This is a genomic window from Pseudoxanthomonas winnipegensis, assembly GCF_004283755.1.
In the GTDB taxonomy this organism is placed as follows: domain Bacteria; phylum Pseudomonadota; class Gammaproteobacteria; order Xanthomonadales; family Xanthomonadaceae; genus Pseudoxanthomonas_A; species Pseudoxanthomonas_A winnipegensis.
Window position 1 is genome coordinate 198,039 of sequence record NZ_SHMH01000004.1, and the last position, 19,181, is coordinate 217,219.

At 69.6% G+C, this 19,181-nt stretch carries 11 protein-coding genes; 8 read left to right on the forward strand and 3 right to left on the reverse strand.

The features are described 5' to 3' along the window. Positions 1-364: 364 nt before the first annotated feature. On the reverse strand, positions 365-2,782 hold the full coding sequence (locus EAT51_RS09395; RefSeq protein ID WP_130561551.1) for a TonB-dependent receptor plug domain-containing protein: 2,418 nt from the start codon (positions 2,780-2,782) through the stop codon (positions 365-367). A 279-nt stretch (positions 2,783-3,061) separates the two neighbouring features. On the opposite strand from EAT51_RS09395, the gene EAT51_RS09400 reads away from it, so the two are divergent. Further along, complete coding sequence (locus EAT51_RS09400) at positions 3,062-4,924, forward strand: ABC-F family ATP-binding cassette domain-containing protein (RefSeq protein ID WP_130517261.1); 1,863 nt, start codon at positions 3,062-3,064, stop codon at positions 4,922-4,924. A 9-nt stretch (positions 4,925-4,933) separates the two neighbouring features. Here the strand turns inward: EAT51_RS09400 and EAT51_RS09405 are convergent, their stop codons facing one another. Further along, a complete protein-coding gene (locus EAT51_RS09405) occupies positions 4,934-5,821 on the reverse strand; it encodes a LysR family transcriptional regulator (RefSeq protein WP_130517264.1) in 888 nt (295 codons plus the stop codon). Positions 5,822-5,989: 168 nt separating this feature from the next. Between EAT51_RS09405 and bla the strand changes: the two genes are divergently transcribed. Continuing rightward, a complete protein-coding gene (gene bla / locus EAT51_RS09410; protein ID WP_130517266.1) occupies positions 5,990-6,910 on the forward strand; it encodes a class A beta-lactamase in 921 nt (306 codons plus the stop codon). Between the two features lie 1,064 nt (positions 6,911-7,974). On the opposite strand, the gene metK is transcribed toward bla, so the two are convergent. Next, positions 7,975-9,186, reverse strand: a complete 1,212-nt coding sequence (gene metK / locus EAT51_RS09415) for a methionine adenosyltransferase (protein ID WP_130517268.1) — start codon at positions 9,184-9,186, stop codon at positions 7,975-7,977. A gap of 225 nt (positions 9,187-9,411) precedes the next feature. Between metK and olsF the strand changes: the two genes are divergently transcribed. The 6 genes from olsF (at position 9,412) to EAT51_RS09445 (ending at position 19,113) form a co-directional block, all read left to right on the forward strand. Then, positions 9,412-11,118 carry a bifunctional ornithine lipid synthase OlsF gene (gene olsF, locus EAT51_RS09420; protein WP_130517270.1) on the forward strand — a complete coding sequence of 569 codons (1,707 nt, stop codon included), beginning with the start codon at positions 9,412-9,414 and terminating at the stop codon, positions 11,116-11,118. Beyond that, on the forward strand, positions 11,115-11,912 hold the full coding sequence (locus EAT51_RS09425) for a UDP-2,3-diacylglucosamine diphosphatase (protein WP_130517272.1): 798 nt from the start codon (positions 11,115-11,117) through the stop codon (positions 11,910-11,912). Before olsF ends, EAT51_RS09425 begins: the two co-directional genes overlap by 4 nt. Before the next feature lie 77 nt (positions 11,913-11,989). After that, on the forward strand, positions 11,990-14,068 hold the full coding sequence (locus tag EAT51_RS09430; RefSeq protein WP_130554013.1) for a hypothetical protein: 2,079 nt from the start codon (positions 11,990-11,992) through the stop codon (positions 14,066-14,068). A 220-nt stretch (positions 14,069-14,288) separates the two neighbouring features. Continuing rightward, positions 14,289-15,383 carry a metal-dependent hydrolase gene (locus EAT51_RS09435; RefSeq protein ID WP_130517276.1) on the forward strand — a complete coding sequence of 365 codons (1,095 nt, stop codon included), beginning with the start codon at positions 14,289-14,291 and terminating at the stop codon, positions 15,381-15,383. Between the two features lie 128 nt (positions 15,384-15,511). Continuing rightward, positions 15,512-16,483 (forward strand): PDR/VanB family oxidoreductase, encoded by a 972-nt coding sequence (locus EAT51_RS09440; RefSeq protein WP_130561552.1) that lies wholly within the window; start codon positions 15,512-15,514, stop codon positions 16,481-16,483. A gap of 272 nt (positions 16,484-16,755) precedes the next feature. Beyond that, positions 16,756-19,113: a TonB-dependent receptor gene (locus EAT51_RS09445; protein WP_205965172.1), complete on the forward strand. Its 2,358-nt coding sequence runs from the start codon at positions 16,756-16,758 to the stop codon at positions 19,111-19,113. The last annotated feature ends 68 nt before the right edge of the window (positions 19,114-19,181 follow it).

Consider the following 19,181-nt stretch of genomic DNA (forward strand, 5'->3'; position numbering starts at 1 on the left):
GATCGGGCCATGCGGAAAGCGGGCCATGATGGCTCGCGACGGCGCGTGGGTGCGATGCGTCCTTGCGGAATGCCGACGACAGATGCGTTGTCGGACCCCATCGTGGGAGCCGCCATGGCGGCGATGAGGCTCTACCGGGAAAGCCCCATCGCCGCCATGGCGGCTCCCACCAGGCAGGGTGCGGAGTCTCAATCCTCTCCGGTCCAAGGCTGAGCCTGGGAGAGTTGGTGAGCCGAGGAGCCTTGCCCCGCCGGATCGAGGCTGGTGGGCAAAGTGCGCCCACCGACCCTGTGCCTGGGCGCAAGAAAAAAGCCCCGGCCAGATCGGCCGGGGCTTTGGGTTCACGCGATGACGCTGGGGCGGCTTACCAGGTGTAGGCGATGCGGCCGTACACGTAGGCGCCGTTGAAGCCGAACGGCGAGTAGTTGCTGTACGGGAACACGCCGCTGGTCGAGTTGGCGTAGGTGTTTTCCTGCGGATAGGTGTCCAGCACGTTGTCCGCGCCCACGGTCAGCGTCCACTGCGAGGTCGGCTTGTAGCTGGCGTTGACGTCGACCAGCCACTTGGCGTCGAAGGTCTGGTCGTTGGCCGGCGTGGTCGAGTTGCGCACGGTGACGCTGCCGTAGCGCGTGCCGGTCAGGCCCACGCTCCAGTGGTCGCTATGCCAGGTGCCGCCGACGATCGCCTTGCTCTTGGGGAAGCTGTCTTCCAGTCGGCCGATCTCGTCGCGCCCGACCAGGCCGGTGGTGATGCCCAGGCCGGTCAGCACGGCCGGCGAGGCGTCCAGGCGGGTCACTTCGGTCTTGCCGTAGCTGTAGCTGGCGGTCAGGTCCAGGCCGCTGGTGGCGAACGGGATCGCATAGGTGCCCACCACGTCCACGCCGCGGGTGCGGGTGTCGGCGGCGTTGGTGAAGTAGCGGAACTGGGTCACCTGGTCCTGGCCCAGGCTGGTCAGCAGCGCGCGCGCGGCCGGGGTGGTGTTGACGTTGGAGGACAGCAGGATGCGGTCGTCGATCTTGATCTGGTAGGCGTCGACCGTCAGCGAGAACGCATCGGTCGGCTGCAGCACCAGGCCCACGCTGTAGGAGGTCGAGGTCTCGGCCTTGAGCGGCTTGGCGCCCAGGGCCTGGGCCACGGCGGTGTCGGCCGGGAAGGTGCCGGACTGGAAGAACACGCCGTTGTTGATCGTGCTGGAGATGGCCTGGAAGCTCTGCTGGGCCAGCGACGGGGCGCGGAAGCCGTTGGACGCCGTGGCGCGCAGGGCCACGCGGTCGGTGAAGGCGTAGCGCGCCGACAGCTTGCCGGAGACCTTGCTGCCGAAGTCCGAGTAGTCCTCGTAGCGACCGGTCAGGCCAGCGGAGAACTTGTCGGTGAAGTCGGCTTCCAGCCCGGTGTAGACCGCGTAGCTGTGGCGGTCGGCATGCACGGCATTGGCGGGGGTGAAGCCGCCGAAGCCCTGCGCGCCGGATTGGGAGCCGGCGATGCCCTGGCCCGCGTTGGCGTAGGAGCCGTACTCGCCCGGCGACTGGTTCCACTTCTCGCCGCGGTACTCGGCGCCGAAGGACCAGGTCACCGGATAGGCCAGGCCCCAGTCCAGCGCCTGGGTGAAGTCGGCGTTGAAGATGTTCTGGGTGTACTCCAGCGCACCATCGTAGAAGCTGGTCGGGCTGGCCGCACCGAGCGTGTAGTTGATGGTGTTGCGGGTGTGGTAGTCGATCTTGTTGTAGCCGTAGTTGTAGCTGACGTCCCAGGTGAAGCCGCCGTCGGTGTTGCCCTTGAGCCCGGCGATCAGCGAGCGGTCCTTGGAGTACTGGTTGATCACCGGCACGTAGCCGTCCGGGTAGAACTGCGCCAGCAGCGCGCTCTGGTTGTTGTGGTTCTTCGAGCGGTAGAAGGCGTAGGAATCGATGTCGCGGTTGCTGGCGATCGCCGTGGCGTAGGCGCTGAGGTGGTCGCTGAAGTCGAAGCTGGTGTTGGCCGACACCGCGCCGGCGTTCACGTCCGGGTCGCCGATCACGAAGGCCTTCTGGCCCACCGAGGGGAAGTTGCCGGTGTTGGGCGTGCTGCCGGCGTAGGCGCCGGAGCGGTTGGTCGGATCCTGGTAGCCGACCTGGCCGGCCACGTGCAGCTTGCCGCGACCGTCGGCGAAGCCCACGCCCGCATCGCCGGAGAGCTGGTACTGCTCGCCATCGCCCTTGGCGTACTTGCCGTAGTTCACCGCCAGGCTGCCGCCGCTGCCGGCGCCCTTGAGCACGATGTTGACCACGCCGGCGATGGCGTCCGAACCGTACTGCGCCGAGGCGCCGTCGCGCAGCACTTCCACGCGCTCGATGGCCGCGACCGGAATGCTGTTGAGGTCCACCGCCGAGGAGCCGCGGCCGATGCTGCCGTTGAGGTTGATCGCGGCCGAGCTGTGGTAGCGCTTGCCGTTGACCAGCACCAGCACCTGGTCGGGCGAGAGCCCGCGCAGCTGCGCCGGGCGCACGCCGCTGGTGCCGTCCACCAGCGCCGGGCGCGGGAAGTTGAGCGAGGGCAGGGCGCGCGAGAGCGCGGTGGCCAGTTCGGTGGTGCCGGTGGCCTGCAGGGTCTCGGGCGAGATGATGTCGATCGGCGACTGGGATTCGGCCACGGTGCGGTCGGCCACATGCGTACCGGTGACGATCACGGTATCCAGCGTGCTGGCTTTGACGGGCGCCGAAGAGGCGGCGTCCTGGGCGAAGGCGGGGGCGGCGGCCAGGGCGAGAGCCACGGCGGCGGCGAGGGGACTGGTCTTGCGGTTCATCTGTGCAACTCCGGTAATAAAGGCTCGCATCGCTGGGGGAGGGCTCGTCACCTGAACAGGGGGCGAGGTCGCGATGCACTTTCGAATTAACGCTTTTCTAACTGATGTGTCAAACCCGGTTTCGGCTGAAATCGCTTTGGCTGTGCGCGCCGCGCGCCGGAAAATCCGCGCTTGCGGCGCCCCGCGCAGGCTCCGAGTCAAGTATTCGTTAACGTTAGAATGGCGTCGCAGGAAGGGTCCTCATCTCCTCATGCCCTTCGGTTATTTCGGAAAACCCCCATGATTTCGTTGCGTAATTTCGCCCTCCGTCGCGGCGAACGCCTGCTGTTGTCCAATGTCGACCTGGCCATGCACGCCGGCTACCGGGTCGGCGTGGTCGGGCGCAACGGCACTGGCAAGTCCAGCCTGTTCGCCGCGGTGAAGGGCGAGCTGGAGGCCGACAAGGGCGATGTCGAGCTGCCCGGCAAGGTGCGCATCGCCAGCGTGGCGCAGGAGACGCCGGCCCTGCCCGATGCGGCGCTGGACTTCGTGCTGGGCGGCGACACCGAGGTGGCCGCCGTGCTCAAGGCCGAGGCCGATGCCATGGCCGCGGAGGACTGGGAAGCGGTGGCCGCCGTGCACATCCGCATGGAGGAAGTCGGCGGCTACGACGCCCAGGCGCGCGCCGGCAAGCTGCTGCACGGCCTGGGCTTTCCGGCCGACACCCACCAGCGCGCGGTCAAGGACTTCTCCGGCGGCTGGCGCGTGCGCCTGAACCTGGCGCGTGCGCTGATGATGCCCAGCGATCTGCTGCTGCTGGACGAACCGACCAACCACCTCGACCTGGACGCGGTGTTCTGGCTGGAGCAGTGGCTGCTGAAGTATCCCGGCACGCTGCTGCTGATCAGCCACGACCGCGAGTTCCTGGACAACGTGGCCACCCACACCCTGCACCTGCATGGCGGCGGCGCCAAGCTCTATGTCGGCGGGTATACCGACTTCGAACGCCAGCGCACCGAGCACCTGCGCCAGCAGCAGATCCAGCACGAGAAGGCCGAGGCCGAGCGCGCGCATCTGCAGAGCTTCATCGACCGCTTCAAGGCGCAGGCCAGCAAGGCCAGCCAGGCGCAGAGCCGCATCAAGCGCCTGGCCAAGATGGCCGGCACCGAGGCGGTGCGTGCCGAGCGCGAGTTCCGCATCGAGTTCGCCGCGCCGGCGCGCCTGCCGTATTCGCTGATCCGCCTCAACCATGTCGAGGCCGGCTACGGCGAGGACACGGTGATTCTGCACAAGGTCGGCTTCGGCCTGGAGGCGGGCGACCGCATCGGCCTGCTCGGCCCCAACGGCGCGGGCAAGTCCACCCTGGTCAAGACCCTGGTCGGCGAGCTGGCGCCGGTGCATGGCGAGCGCAGTGCGCACCCGGACCTGTGCATCGGCTACTTCGCCCAGCACACGGTCGAGTCGCTGCACGAGGGGCAGTCGCCCATCGACCACTTCCGCGAGATCTCCCCGGATGCGTCCACCCAGTCGTTCCGCGACTTCCTGGGCAAGTGGAACTTCCCCGGCGATCGCGCCTTCGAGGTGGTCGATGGTTTCTCCGGCGGCGAGCGCGCGCGCCTGGCGCTGGCGCTGATCGCCTGGCAGCAGCCCAACGTGCTGCTGCTCGACGAGCCGACCAACCATCTGGATCTTGAGATGCGCGAGGCGCTGGCCGAAGCGCTGAGCATCTTCGAAGGCGCCATCGTGATGGTCAGCCACGATCGCCATCTAATCGGCCTGGTCTGCGACACCTTCTGGCGCGTGGCCGACGGCGTGGTCGAACCGTTCTCCGGCGACCTGGACGACTACGCCGCCTGGCTGCGCACGCGCCCGGCCGCGCAGGGCACCAAGCAGAAGCTGGCCCAGGCCGCGCCCACGCCACCGCCGCCGACCCCGCCGCTGGTGCAGAAGAAGCCACCGAACCCGCACAAGCTCAAGGCGGCCGAGGACAAGGTGGCGCAGCTGGAGGCGGCCGTGGCCGCGATCGACGCGCAGCTGGCCGACCCGGCCAATGCCGCCGACGGCAGCCGGCTGGCCGCGCTCGGCCGCCAGCGCGAGCAGGCCGCCGGCGACCTGGCCAAGGCCGAGGCCGCCTGGATGGCGCTGTACGACGACGCGGCCTGAGCCGGGGCGTCAGTCCGCCGGCGCGGCGTCCTGCGCCACGCGCTGTTCGAGCCAGCGCCGGAACTGCTGCGCGGCCGGGCTCTCGGGCCGCGAGCGCAGCCGGGTGAGCCAGTAGCGACCCAGCGCGATGTGCCGATCGAACGGTCGCACGAGCTGGCCGCTGTCCAGCGCCTGCTGGAACAGCTCCACCGGCAGCAGCGCCACGCCGGCGCCCGCGGTGGCGGCCGCGGCCATCGCCAGCGACGTGTCGAACACCGGACCGCGCGCATCCAGCGGCGCGATGCCGGCCGCCGCGCACCAGCGCGACCATTCGTCCTGCCGGTAGGTGCGCAGCAGCGTGTGCGCGGCCAGGTCCTCCGGGCGGTGCAGGGTCCTGGCCAGGGCCGGGGCGCACAGCGGCGCGAAGCGCACCGCCATCACCGGGGTGCTGTGCTGGCCAGGCCAGTCGCCCTCGCCGAAGCGGATCGCCAGCTCCAGCCCCTCGCCGGCCAGATCGACGCGGTTGTTGTGGGTCTGCAGGCGCAGGTCGATGGCCGGATGCGCCGCGCCGAACTGCGCCAGGCGCGGCAGCAGCCAGCCGATGGCGAAGGTGCCGACCACGCCCACGTTCAAGGTCTCGCGATAGCGGCCATCGGTGAAGCGATCCAGCGTGGCGGCGATGCGGTCGAAGCTTTCGTTGAGCATCGGGTACAGCGCCGCGCCCTCGTCGGTCAGCGCCACCCCGCGCGCCAGCCGATGGAACAGCACCACCTGCAGGCGCGATTCCAATACACGGATCTGATGGCTCAGCGCGGCCTGGCTGATGTGCAGCTCCAGCGCGGCGCGGGTGAAGTTCAAGTGGCGTGCGGCGGCCTCGAAGGCGCGCAAGGCATTGAGCGGCAGGGCGGATCGGAGCATGACGGCCGTACGGGAGGGAGAGGATGCAGGCACGCCGGCGGGGCATCGTGCGACGGGCACTGTAGCCCAAGCCATCGATCCAGCTTATGGCTGCCCCTGAAACTTCGCGCTGGTGGCCGCGGGGCGGCCTTCCAATAATCCTGGGGACCAACCGTTCGGAGTGCCGCCATGTCTGACCGTCGTCGATTCCTCCAGCGCAGCGGGACCGCGCTGCTCACCGCCTTCGCCGCGCCCTGGGCGGCCGCCGTCGCGCCGGTGGCCCCTGCCGCCGCCGCAAAGGGCGGCGTGGCCGCGGCCATCGCCGGGGCCAGGGACTTTGCCGCGCTGGAGCAGGTCAGCGGGGGACGGCTGGGCGTGACCCTGCTGGAGGTCGGCACCGGCCGCCGGATGGGCCGCCGCCAGGACGAGCGCTTCCCGATGTGCAGCACCTTCAAGGCGCTGCTGGCCGCGCACGTCCTGAGCCTGGCCGACGCCGGGGCGCTGTCGCTGGATGAGCGCCTCCCGATCCGCCAGGCGCAGCTGCTGTCCTGGGCGCCGGAGTCGGAGCGGCACGTGGGCAAGGACCTCACCGTGCGCGATCTCTGCCGCGCGGTCGTCACCAACAGCGACAACACCGCGGCCAATCTGCTGCTGGCGCGGACCGGTGGGCCGCCGGCGCTGACGGCGTTCCTGCGCAAGCAGGGCGACGCGGTGACCCGCAGCGATCGCTACGAGCCGGAGATGAACAACTTCGCACCCGACGATCCGCGCGACACCACCAGCCCTGCGGCGGTGGCCGCCAGCCTGGCGCGCTTCGCGGTGGGCGATGGCCTGTCCAAGGCGTCGCGTGCGCAGTACGCGGACTGGCTGATCGACAACCAGACCGGCGACGCCTGTCTGCGCGCCGGCCTGGGCAAGCGCTGGCGCGTGGGCGACAGGACGGGCAGCAACGGCCGCGACACGCGCAACGATCTGGCGGTGCTGTGGCCGCTCGCGGGCGGCACCCCGTGGGTGCTGGTGGCGCTGCTGCAAGGCGCCCGGGTCGATGCGGATCAGCGCGACGCGGTGCTGGCGCGCGTGGGTGCGCTGGCGGATCAGATGATCGGTTGAGGGCGAGGCTGCGTTTCGCATGTTGCCGGTTCTTCCGATTGCATGATCTTGGCGTTTGGGCGTTCGGCTTCGAAGAGCAGCGCTACGGCCGACGGTGTTCGCTTGTCCCTCGGTGGGGTCATCTGCCGCGCCTTATGTGTCTATCGTCGTTCCCGCGAACGCGGGAACCCAGGGACTTTCGCTCGGAGCACCAAGACCAGGTTCTTCCCACGATCCTGAGGTCACGTTGCAACTGTGCGTTGTGACTTCGGAGGAGCGGTGCTTCCGGCTTCGGAAGGGCAGCGGTCCGGCGGGCGGGGGCCGCTTATCCCTCAAACAGGGCGTCCTGCCCTGATTCGGGCGCTCGGCTCCTGCCTCGCTAGCCGCGGCCCCCGCCCGCCGGCCGCCGCCGCGCGCGTTAGGTCATAGGGCTTCGGTTTGCGCAGCCGTTTGAATCCCCTCCCTCGCGCGCAACGCGATCAGTGGCGGGAAATGATCGACTTGAGGCCCCCTCCCTTGCGCGCAGCGCAGGGGAGGGATGGGGAGGGGTCGAGGCTTTCCCGGTCAAGCCACCGAAGCGAAGAGCAAAAGCACCCCACCCCCTCAGTCGCTAGTTCGCGACTTCGAGCTCCCCTTCGCCTGCGGCGAAAGGGAGGGGGCAGAGCGCTGCTCGATGCCTTCGAGTTGAAAGACGTCCTGATCCATCCACAGTGGGGCTTCCACCGGTCGGTGCTGATCCCATGTGGGAGCCGCCATGCCTCCCACTTGTAGAGCGGAGCTTGCTCCGCTGGGGCTCTCCCTACGAACCGAACGAAGAGCAGCGGAGCGAGCTCCGCTCTACAGACTGGCGGCTGCTAGATTTGAGGGACAGCTGCTCCCACAAGAGCATGCAGCGCTGTCAATCCTTTTCATCCCGGCGTCCGCTGTCGTTGGCGGATCGAGCCGAGGAGCCGCGCCCGGCCGGATCGCGGCTGGGCGGCGACGTCCGCTTTTGCAGCGGCCAGAATCTCGGCGAAGAACCAACAAACAAAAAGGCCGCTTCTCAGCGGCCTTCTTGCAGTCTGCGGCGCGGGTGCGCGGCAGGCTTACTTCAGCTTGGCGTCGGCGCGCAGGGCGTCGGCCTTGTCGGTCTTCTCCCACGAGAAGGCGGTGGCGGTGTGCTGCGTGCCGGCGCCGTCGGTGTAGGTGAATTCCTTCGGCTTGCGGCCGAAGTGACCGTAGGAGGCGGTCGGCTGGTACATCGGGTGGATCAGGTCGAGCATCTGGATGATGCCGTACGGACGCAGGTCGAAATGCTTGCGGATCAGCTTCTCGATCTTCTCGTCGGCGATCTTGCCGGTGCCGAAGGTGGTGACCGAGATCGAGGTCGGCTCGGCCACGCCGATGGCGTAGGAGACCTGCACCTCGCAGCGGTCGGCCAGGCCGGCGGCGACCACGTTCTTGGCCACGTAGCGCGCGGCGTAGGCGGCCGAGCGGTCGACCTTGGACGGATCCTTGCCCGAGAACGCGCCGCCGCCGTGGCGGGCCCAGCCGCCGTAGGTGTCGACGATGATCTTGCGCCCGGTCAGGCCGCAGTCGCCCACGGGGCCGCCGATGATGAACTTGCCGGTCGGGTTGATGTGGAACTTGGTGCCCTTGTGCAGCCACTTGGACGGCAGCACCGGCTTGATGATCTCCTCGCGCACCGCCTCGATCAGGTCCTTCTGCTTGATGCCCGGATCGTGCTGGGTCGATAGGACCACCGCGTCGATGGCCGTGGCCACGCCGTCCTCGTAGCGCAGGGTGACCTGCGACTTGGCGTCGGGGCGCAGCCAGGACAGCGGCGAGTTCTTCTTCTTGCGGATCTGCGCCTGGCGCTCGACCAGCCGGTGCGAGAGGTGGATCGCCGCCGGCATGTAGCTGTCGGTCTCGTTGGTGGCGTAGCCGAACATCAGGCCCTGGTCGCCGGCGCCCTGTTCCTCGGGCTTCTTGCGGTCCACGCCCTGGTTGATGTCCGGCGACTGCTTGCCGATCAGGTTGAGCACGCCGCAGGTCTCGCCGTCGAAGCCGACCTCGGAGCTGTTGTAGCCGATGTCCAGGATGACCTTGCGGGTCAGGGCTTCCAGATCGATCCAGGCGCTGGTGGTCACTTCGCCGGCCACGATCGCCACGCCGGTCTTGACCAGCGTCTCGCAGGCCACGCGGGCGCGCTTGTCCTGGGCCAGGATCGCGTCCAGGACGGCGTCGGAGATCTGGTCTGCGATCTTGTCCGGATGGCCCTCGGAGACCGATTCGGAAGTGAACAGGTAGCTGGACATCAGGCTTATATCCTTTGATTCGGATGAAAAGATGGCCGCGCATGATACACGCGCGGCGCCGGCCGCGCATGGTGGCGTGCCCCGTGTTGCCGGGACGTTACTTTCCGCGCCCCGGCCCGCGGCCGGGCGGTGTCATCGCCGTGCCGCACGCGTGCAACGCGGCTGACGCCATCGCGGCCCAGTCTGGCGTTCCAGATCCGCCGCTGACCGGGATGGGACCCGACCATGCGCCCTCTGGAAGACACCCTGCTCGAACGTTATCCGCGCTGGTTCGGCGGCCGCCGTGGCCTGCTGACCCGGCCGCTGTTGCGCCGCTACGGCCACTGGTCCGGACTGGACCAGGCGCTGGCCTTCCTGAACGCGCACCGGGACAGCACGCCCTGGGACTTCGTCGCCGCCGCGCAGGACTTCCTGCAGCTGGACGGCAGCTTCGATGCGCAGGCCTTGGCGCGCATTCCCGCCAGCGGCCCGCTGCTGGTGGTCGCCAACCATCCTTCCGGCGCGCGCGATGCGATGGCGCTGCTGCATCTGGTCGGCCAGGTGCGGCGCGACGTGCGCATCGTCGCCAACGCGGTGCTGACCCACATCGCGCCGCTGCGCCCGCTGCTGCTGCCGGTGCGCGTATTCGGCGGCAGCTCGGCCGCCGGCAGCCTGCGCGCGGTGCGCGCGGCGCTGGATGCCGGGCAGTGCGTGATCGTGTTCCCGGCCGGCGAGGTGTCGCGCCTGTCGCCGCTGGGCGTGCGCGATACGCGCTGGCGGCCGGGCTTCGTGCGCTTCGCCCGGGCCAGCGGCGCCCAGGTGCTGCCGGTGCGCGTGCAGGCGCGCAACTCGGCGCTGTTCTATGGCGCCTCTGCGGTGTTCAAGCCGGCCGGCACGGTGCTGCTGCCGCGCGAGATGTTCGCGCGCCGCCAGCAGCCGCTGCGCCTGTACGTGGGCCAGGCGCAGGCCCTGGCCACGCACGCCGACGAGACCACCGTGCTGCGCCAGCTGCGGCGCGCGCTGTACTCGCTCGGCAGCCGCGCCGATGCCGGGGCCGAATCTCCGGCCGCGCTGGTTGCGCCGGTGCCGGTGGCGCAGCTGCGCGCGGCGATCGCGGCGTTGCCGAGCTTCGGCCGCACCAGCGAGGGCCGGCGCATCGTCGCCGGGCCGCTGGCCGCCGACTCGCCGCTGCTGCGCGAGATCGGCCGCCTGCGCGAGCTGACCTTCCGCAAGGTGGGCGAGGGCACGGGCCGGGCGCTGGACGTGGACGACTACGACACCTGGTACGACCACATCGTGCTGTGGGACGAGGAGGCCGGCGCGGTCGCCGGCGCCTACCGCGTGGCGCGCGGGGCGCAGGTGCTGGCCAGGCGTGGGTTGGCCGGACTGTACACGGCCAGCCTGTTCGACTGGTCCGAGGGCGCGCTGCCGCGCATCGCCCAGGGCATGGAGCTGGGCCGCAGCTTCGTCGCGCCCGACTACTGGAACAGCCGCAGCATCGACCAGCTGTGGCAGGGCATCGGCGCCTACCTGGTGGCCCATCCGCAGGTGCGCTATCTGTTCGGCGCGGTGTCGATGAGCGCGGCGTTGCCGCAGGCCGCGCGCGAGCAGATCGTGGCCTATTACCAGCGCTTCCACGGCCAGGACGCCGGCGCCACCGCGCGCCATCCCTTCGTACTGCAGGCGGTGCCGGCGGCGTTCGAGACGCTGGATGCGCAGGCGGCCTTCGCCGTGCTGCGCGAGAACCTCGCCGCGCTCGGCGCCCAGGTGCCGATGCTGTTCCGCCAGTACACCGAGCTGTGCGAACCGGGCGGCGCGCGCTTTCTGGCCTTCGGCGTGGACGCCGACTTCGCCGGCTGCGTCGACGGGCTGATCGAACTGGACCTGGAGCGCATGCACACGCGCAAGCGCCAGCGTTATCTGCACACCCCCACGCAGGAGCAAGCCGCATGAACCGCGCCGTGTTCGTCTCCGACGTGCATCTGGGTTCCACCCATTGCCATGCCGCCGAGTTCGCCGACTTCCTGACCCGGCTCAAGTGCAGACAGCTCTATCTGGTCGGCGACATCGTCGATCTGTGGTGGATGTCGCGGCGCCGCGCGCGTTGGGACGCCGCCCACCAGCGCGTGGTCGAGGCGCTGCACGCGCTGGCGCGCAACGGCACCGAGCTGATCTACGTGCCCGGCAACCACGACCGCGCCGCGCGCCGTTTCTGCGGGCTGATGCTGCCGGCCATGCAGGTGCGTCGCCGCGTGATCCACACCACCGCCGACGGCCGCCGCCTGCTGGTGGTGCACGGCGACGACTACGATGCGGCCACGCACTTCGGCGGGCTGCAGGAGCAGTTCGGCGACTGGCTGTACTACCGCATCCTCACCGGCAACAAGTTGGTCAACCGCATGCGGCGGCGCTTCGGCCTGCGCTACTGGTCCCTGGCCGAATACCTCAAGCGCAAGAGCGCGGCGGCCGAGCGCTACATCGCCCGCTTCGTCGAGGCCGGCCTGGCTGACGCGCGCCGGCGCGGCCTGGACGGCATCGTCTGCGGCCACATCCATCGCGCCGCGCTGATCCGACGCGACGGCTTGGTGTACGCCAACGATGGCGACTGGGTCGAGAGCCTCACCGCGCTGTGCGAGACCGCCGACGGCAGCCTGCAGCTGGTGTCCCACGCCGGCCAGGTGCTGAGCGAACTGCCGGCGCGCCTGCGCCTGGTACCGGACGAGCCGGCGCTGCCGCAGGCGGCCTGAGCGCGCGCTCGATGTAGCCGCGCTTTCGTTCCGCGCATCGCCTGTCCGGGTGGCGCCGTGGGCTGCGTGTGCTGGGCATGGAGCCAAGACTGCGCGCATCATTCCCCGGACTGCTGCTGATCGCGGCCCTGCTGGCGTTGGCGCTTGCGCGCGCGATGGTCGGCACCGCCCGCGATGGCCTGACCCTCGACGAGCCCTACCACTACGCCGCCGGTGTGTCCTACGCGCGGCTCGGCGACTACCGGATCAATCCCGAGCATCCGCCGCTGGCCAAGCTGTGGACCGGCTGGCTGGCGCCTGCCTCGGTGGTGCTGCCGCCGCTGCGCGCGCTGCACGAGAAGGACGACGAGCGCATCTACACCCAGTCCATGGCCTACCTGGACAACGCGCCGGCCGATTCCCAGCACCACATCCGCGTGGCGATGTTCGCGCTCAACCTGCTCCTGCTGGCCGCGCTGGCGCTGCTGGTGTGGAAGGTGGCGGGCCTGTGGTGGGCGGCCGGGCTGCTGGCCTGGCTGGCGGTGGATCCCACCGTCGGCGCGCACCTGCCGGTGCTGATGACCGACCTGCCGGTGGCCCTCGCCCTGGGCATGAGCGCGGCCAGCGCGGCCTGGCTGGCCAGCACCTGGCGCTGGCCGGCCTGGCTGGCCTTCGCGTTGTCGGCGGGGCTGGCGCTCGGCTCCAAGCACTCGGCGCCCGGCGCTGTGGCCGGCATCGGCGTGGCGCTGCTGCTGGCCGCGGCCTGGCGGCACTGGCGCAGCCGTCGGGACGCGCTGCCCGGCGCGCACGAGCGCGGCGCGACCCTGCTGGCGCGGTGGGCGGCGGTCGCACTGGCCGCCCTGGTCGCGGTGGCCGTGCTGTGGTCGCTGTACGGATTCCGCTTCCATGCCGGGCGCGATGGCAGCGACGCCTTCAACCGGCCGATGGCGCCCAAGATCGACGACCTGGCCTCGCCCGTGCAGCGCCGGGTGCTGCATGCGCTGGACGACGCGCGCCTGCTGCCGCGGGCCTATCTGTGGGGCATGGCCGACACGCTGCGCGCCGGCGTGGAAGGCCGCGGCCAGCGCGAACACAAGCTGTTCGGCCACGACTTCAAGGGCGCGCCGCCGTGGTTCTTCTGGCCCGGCGAGCTGGCGGCCAAGCTGCCGCTGCCGCTGTTGGCCGGCGCGCTGCTGGGCCTGCTGGCGCTGTGGCGCGCGCCGCTGTCGAGCGGGCAGAAGCACCTGCTGCTGACCATGGGCGCGCTCGGCGCGGCGTACTGGGCCAGCCTGCTCGGCTCGCGCGGTACCTATGCAGGCGTGCGCCATGCGCTGCTGCTGTTCCTGCCGCTGGCCACGTTGGCCGGCGCGCTGGCCTGGCGTGCCTCGGTGTCGGTACGGCGGCGCTGGCTGCTGCCGCTGGCCTTCGCGCCCACCGCGCTGGCGCTGGTGATGACCGCACGCGAGCCGCGGCTGTGGGAGTACTTCAACGAGCTGGGCGGCGGCAGCGCGGACGGCTGGCGCAACTTCTCCGATGAAGGCGTGGACCTTGGCCAGCGCCTGCCCGAGATCAGCCGCTGGATGCAGACCCACCAGCCGCCGGGAACCACGCTCTACAACAGTTATATGTACATGCCCGAATGGGTGCGCGGCAGCGGCTCGCCGCTGCGCGAATACGTGGAGAGCGTGGACGACACCAATCTCGCCGGGCGCTACGCCGGTCTGTTCGTGATGCGGTTGAGCAGCACCATTCCCGAGCCCGAGTACAACTGGAATCCGGCCGTCACCATGCGCAACCTGCACCAGGTCGGGCGGATCGGCGTGCTGGGCATCTGGCAGGGCCGGATGGACGACAAGCGCCTGCGCGTGCGCGGCCTGTATCGCGAGGTGCTTAAGGAGGTCTATCGCACGCCCTCGCCCGACTGGCGGCAGGTGGCCACGCGCTGCGCGGAGATCCTCGAGGCGGTGCCGTTCGCCACCGGCTGCTACGTCGAGCGCGGCAATGCGCTGGCGCGGCTGGGCGATGTCGCCTGTGCGCGCAAGGCCTGGGCGGGCGGGGCCGATCAGCTTGCGCCAGACGATCCCATCGGCTTGCAGCTGCGCGCGCTGGTCAAGGCCAGCGAAGGCGATCGTCTTCCGGCCAACTGGCGGCCGGTGCGCAATCCGAGCCTGGAGTGAGGGGCCTCGTCCGGTGTTGATCGCGGGCATCGGCATGCGTTGGGCCTGAAGCCAAGGGACCGGGCCGTGCGTGCGTGGCATCCGGGCAGGGCGGCTTGATCGGCAATCTCATCGGGCCGCTCGTGCAATGCAGTGCACGGCGCGATCGCCCGCTGGCGGCTCGGCATGGAAGCGGCGGCACATAGAGCCCGCAGCCCCGACCAAGCAGGCATGATGGGGCATGGATTCGGTCACTCATCTTCTGCTTGGCGGCGCCATCGGCGCGGCCCTCGCCCCGGCGGGTCAGCGCCGGGCCGCCATCCTGGCCGGCGCGGCGCTCAACACCTTGCCGGACCTGGACGTGCCGCTGCTGCCGTGGTTCACCGACGACCCGGTGATGCTGATGACCTGGCATCGCAGCTTCCTGCATTCGGTATTCGTGCTGCCGCTGATCGGCGCGCTGGTATGGTGGGTGTGCCGGGTGCGCGGCACCCGGGTCAATTCGGCGCCGGCGCGCTGGTTCTGGCTGATCCAGGCCTGCCTGCTCAGCCATCCGCTGATGGATGCCTGCACGGTCTACGGCACCTCGCTGCTGTGGCCGCTGGATGTGCCACCGACGATGTGGTCGCTGTTCTTCATCATCGAACCGGCCTTCACCCTGTGGCTGCTGCTGGGCTGCGTCATCGCCTGGTGCGTGCCGCGCAAGCCGTTGGGCCAGCGCGGCGCGATCGCCGGCCTGGTGCTGGCCGCCGGCGTGCTGGGCGTGGCCGGCCTGGCCAAGGCGAGGGTCGATCGCGAGGCCGAGCGCACCCTGGCGGCGATGGGGTTGGACGATGCGCCGCGCTTCTCCACGCCGATGCCGTTCTCCACCCTGCTGTGGCGGGTAGTGGCGATGACGCCGTCCGGCTATGTCGATGCCGAACGCTCGGTGTTCGATCGGGGGCCGATGGTGTTCCGCGGCCATCCCTCCAACACCCAGGCGCTGGCGCAGGCGATGCGGATCGGCATCCCGGCGGTGACGCGGCTGGACTGGTTCAACCACGGCTTCATGCGCGCCCAGGTGCAGGACGGGCGGCTGGTGCTGTCGGACCTGCGCATGGGCCTGGATCCGGACTACACCTTCAATTTCGCCGTGGCCGAGCTGCGCGATGAGGACTGGCAGGCGATGGAGCCGCAGCAGATCCAGGCGCCGCTGCCGATTTCAGGCGTTGACGGCTTCAGGCGATTGATCGGCGCGGTGTGGCAGCGCACCTGGCAGGAGGACGACACGCCGCTGCGGGAGCGCGTGCTGGACGAACCGCAGCCCGCTTCAGCGGGCCGCGGCGCACAGCGCTGAACGAAGGCGCCGACAAGGATTGGGGCGCATCCAGGCAAACGCAGTCCTCCGCATTCCGTAAGCTCCAGGGCAGAGGCCGCCATGCGCATGCGAAGGCGGCACGGGCGCGAGGCGGAACTAGGGTGCCGATGCAGGCCAGCGAACTGGAGATCCAAGTGCGCGTCCACGCCGTGGACGACCAGGCGCGGGGCGTGCGCGTGTTCGACCTGCGCCACGTCGATGGCGCGCCGCTGCCGGACTTCGAGGCCGGCAGCCATATCGACCTGGCCGTGGGCGAGGCCGGCGTGCGCCAGTACTCGCTGTTCAACGCGCCCGGGCAGACCGATCGCTATTGCATCGCCGTGGCCCTGGATGCGCAGAGCCGAGGCGGTTCCCACTTCCTGCACGAGCGGGTGCGGCCCGGCGACGTGCTCGCCGCCAGCGCGCCGCGCAACCACTTCGCGCTCGCCCCGGACCCGGCCCCTAGCGTCCTGATCGCCGGCGGGATCGGCATCACGCCGCTGTGGGCCATGGCCCAGGCCCTTGAGGCGCAGGGACGGCCGTGGGAACTGCACTACGGCGCGAGCGACCGCGAGGACGCGGCGCTGCTGGCACAGATCGAACCGTTCGCGGCGCGAGCGCGCCATGGACGGGTTCGCCTGTACTTCAGTCGTGCCGCCGGCGGCGGCCGCATGGCGCTGGGCTCGGTGATCCGGCAGGCGCCGACGCAGGCGCATCTCTACTGCTGCGGCGGCAAGGCGATGCTGGAGGAATACAAGGCGCTCACCCGGTCGCGGCCTGCCTCCCACGTCCACCTGGAACACTTCCAGCCCACCCAGGCGGCGGCCACCGCCGGCGGCTATGCGGTCATGCTCGCGCGCAGCGGTCGGCAGGTGGACGTCGGCGCCGGGCAGACGATTCTGGATGCACTGGAGGGCGCCGGGATCCGGGTCGCCTACACCTGCCGTGAGGGCATCTGCGGCGACTGCGAGGTGCGCGTGCTCGAAGGCGTCCCGGAACACCGCGACGACGTGCTGACCGAAGCCGAGCGCGCGACCAACGCCTCGATGATGATCTGTTGTTCCGGCTGCCGGGGAACGCGGCTGGTGCTGGACCTGTAGGACCTTGCGCACCGTGGGCGGACGCGATCAGGCCCGAGCGGGAGGCCACGCCGTGGCCGGCGTCTGCCGCAGGCGAACGCGCACAGACGCCGTTACTGCAGCGCAACAACAAAAAGGGCGCTGCAAATCAAGAAGGTGACAGGCGCGTGAACAATCGTGGAGCCGTCATCCCGGGTTGCCCGAGCGCCCGGCCCATCCAGCCATGATCGACTGAGGTAACTCCGATGCGTAGCTCCAAGAGTAGGCCGGCACGAGGCAGTCTGGCGTTGGCGGTGTCCCTCGTCGTCCTCGGTATGTCCCTGGGCCGGCCGGTCCTGGCGGCGGACGCGCCGGCCGAGGAGCCGGCCGCTCCGGCCGATCAGACCGGCACCAAGCAGCTGTCCACCGTCACCGTCACCGCCGAGCGGCGCAGCGTGGACCAGCAGAAGGCGCCGCTGTCGGTCAGCACGATCTCGGCCGAGCAGCTGGACCAGGCCAACATCAACGACGTCACCGGGTTGAACGGCAGCGTGCCCGGTCTGGTGGTGGCCAGGAGCGGCGGCGCCGAGCGGGTGATGTCGATCCGCGGCATCGGCTCGGAGACGCCGGAGAACACCAACACCCAGCCCGGCGTGTCGCTGCACGTGGACGGGGTGTACATCTTCAACTCGATCGCCGCCAACGCCGCCTTCATCGACCCGGCCCAGGTCGAGGTGCTGCGCGGCCCGCAGGGCACCATGTTCGGCCAGGGTTCCACCGGCGGCACCGTCAACGTGGTCAGCAAGCAGCCCGAGCTGGGCTACCTGGGCGGACAGGTCAAGCTGGGCGTGGGCAACTACGATCTGACCAAGAGCAATGCTTCAATCAACCTGCCGGTGGGCCAGACCTTCGCCGTGCGCGTGGCCGGGCAGGAGTACCGCCACGACGGCTACGCCAAGCTGACCGACGTCTACGGCAAGTACGGCTACCAGGCCGATCAGGCCGACGACCTGGGCGGCAAGATCATGGCGCTGTGGAAGCCCAGCGACAGCTTCGAGGCGACCCTGAGCGCGATCACCTACCGGAGCGACACCAACGCCCCGGCGCAGAAGAACATCCTGGACCCGATCGCCAATCCGCGCGTGATCAGCTCGGACTATCCGGGCATCTCGGTGGTCGACTTCGACCTGTACTCGGCGGTCCTCAAGTGGAACCTGGACTGGGCCACCTTCAAGTCGATCTCCGCCTACCAGAAGCTGCATTCCAACCAGTCCTGGGACTCTGACGCCCTCACCGCCAAGCTGTTCTGGGCGCAGACCTACAGCCCGCTGACCTATAGCGGCTACACGTACGACCACACGGCGAAGTGGCAGAGCGACGTCAAGTCCTACTCGCAGGAGTTCAATCTGGCCTCCAATGGCGATGGCAGGTTCCAGTGGATCACCGGCGCGGTGTTCCTGAAGTCCACCAACAAGCAATACATCGTCGAGTACCGCGGCAGCGACACCAATCTGGTCCGCCCAGCGATTCCGGCCGACACCGCGTGGAACGCGCCCGAGGTGGCCAAGGTCACCTACGCCGACCTGGAGGAGTACACCCGCCGCTCCGGGGCCGCCTATTTCCAGGGCACCTACGCGCTGACCGACAAGCTCAGCCTCACCGCAGGCGCACGCTACAACGCCGACAAGTACGAGGGCGAGGCCAACAGCATGAGCGGTGGCGCCTCCAAGTGGACCTCCGGTCCCTACCTGCAGCCGCAGACCGCGCCCGGCTACAAGAGCAACGAGACCACCGGCAAGCTCTCGCTGGATTACCAGTTCACGCCGGCCAGCCTGGGCTATCTGAGCTTCACCCGCGGCTACAAGCCCGGTGGGCTCAACGGCTCGTCCACGGCCAATGGCGCCGCCGCGGTGATCGGGCCGCACTACCTGCCCGAGACGGTCAACGCCTTCGAGGTCGGCAGCAAGAACCGGTTCCTGGACAACTCGCTGCAGCTCAACGCGTCCTCGTTTCTGTACGACTACAAGAACATGCAGTTCCTCAACGAGGACCCCATGCTGTACGGCGAGGGCACCAGCAATGCCCCCAGCGCCAGGATCTATGGCCTGGAGCTGGAGAGCAAATGGCTGGCCACGCAGAACTGGCGCTTCGACGCATCCCTGGCGCTGCTGCACGGCAAGTTCAACAAGGACTACGAGGCGCTGGACCCGGCCTCGGCCTCGGCGGCCCAGATCGCCGCCGGCTACCCGGGCTGGCTGTACTGGGCGAATTTCGCCGCCGCCGTCGCCGCGCGCGCGAGCGCCTCGCAGAACATCAACGGCAACACCGTGCCCAAGATCCCCGGCTTCCAGGGCAACGTCAGCGCGACCTATACCAATGAGATCGGCAGCGGGCTGTTCACCGCCAGGGCCGAGCTGCTGCACCGGGGCTCCTACCAGTACCGGCTCTACAACAATGCCGCCGACGACAAGGTGCCGTCCTACGACCAGGTCAACCTGTTCCTCAGCTACGCGCCGGACGACTCGCACTGGGACTACGCGCTGTCGGTGACCAACCTGCAGAACCGCAACGGGGTGAACTCGCGCTTCAGCGACCCCTACGGCAGCGCCCAGGTCACCCAGACCTTCATCGCCCCGCGGCAGTACATCTTCTCGGTGCAGTATTCGTTCTGATCCGGCCGCCCAGCCGGCGCGGGCAACGATCCGTGCATCTGGGCGCAAGCCGTCCAGGTGCGCGGGAG

Bases quoted from the DNA above. Each gene is read 5' to 3' on its own strand.
- EAT51_RS09395 (WP_130561551.1), bottom strand. From the start codon at position 2,782: ATGAACCGCAAGACCAGTCCCCTCGCCGCCGCCGTGGCTCTCGCCCTG.
- EAT51_RS09400 (WP_130517261.1), top strand. From the start codon at position 3,062: ATGATTTCGTTGCGTAATTTCGCCCTCCGTCGCGGCGAACGCCTGCTG.
- EAT51_RS09405 (WP_130517264.1), bottom strand. From the start codon at position 5,821: ATGCTCCGATCCGCCCTGCCGCTCAATGCCTTGCGCGCCTTCGAGGCC.
- bla (WP_130517266.1), top strand. From the start codon at position 5,990: ATGTCTGACCGTCGTCGATTCCTCCAGCGCAGCGGGACCGCGCTGCTC.
- metK (WP_130517268.1), bottom strand. From the start codon at position 9,186: ATGTCCAGCTACCTGTTCACTTCCGAATCGGTCTCCGAGGGCCATCCG.
- olsF (WP_130517270.1), top strand. From the start codon at position 9,412: ATGCGCCCTCTGGAAGACACCCTGCTCGAACGTTATCCGCGCTGGTTC.
- EAT51_RS09425 (WP_130517272.1), top strand. From the start codon at position 11,115: ATGAACCGCGCCGTGTTCGTCTCCGACGTGCATCTGGGTTCCACCCAT.
- EAT51_RS09430 (WP_130554013.1), top strand. From the start codon at position 11,990: ATGGAGCCAAGACTGCGCGCATCATTCCCCGGACTGCTGCTGATCGCG.
- EAT51_RS09435 (WP_130517276.1), top strand. From the start codon at position 14,289: ATGGATTCGGTCACTCATCTTCTGCTTGGCGGCGCCATCGGCGCGGCC.
- EAT51_RS09440 (WP_130561552.1), top strand. From the start codon at position 15,512: ATGCAGGCCAGCGAACTGGAGATCCAAGTGCGCGTCCACGCCGTGGAC.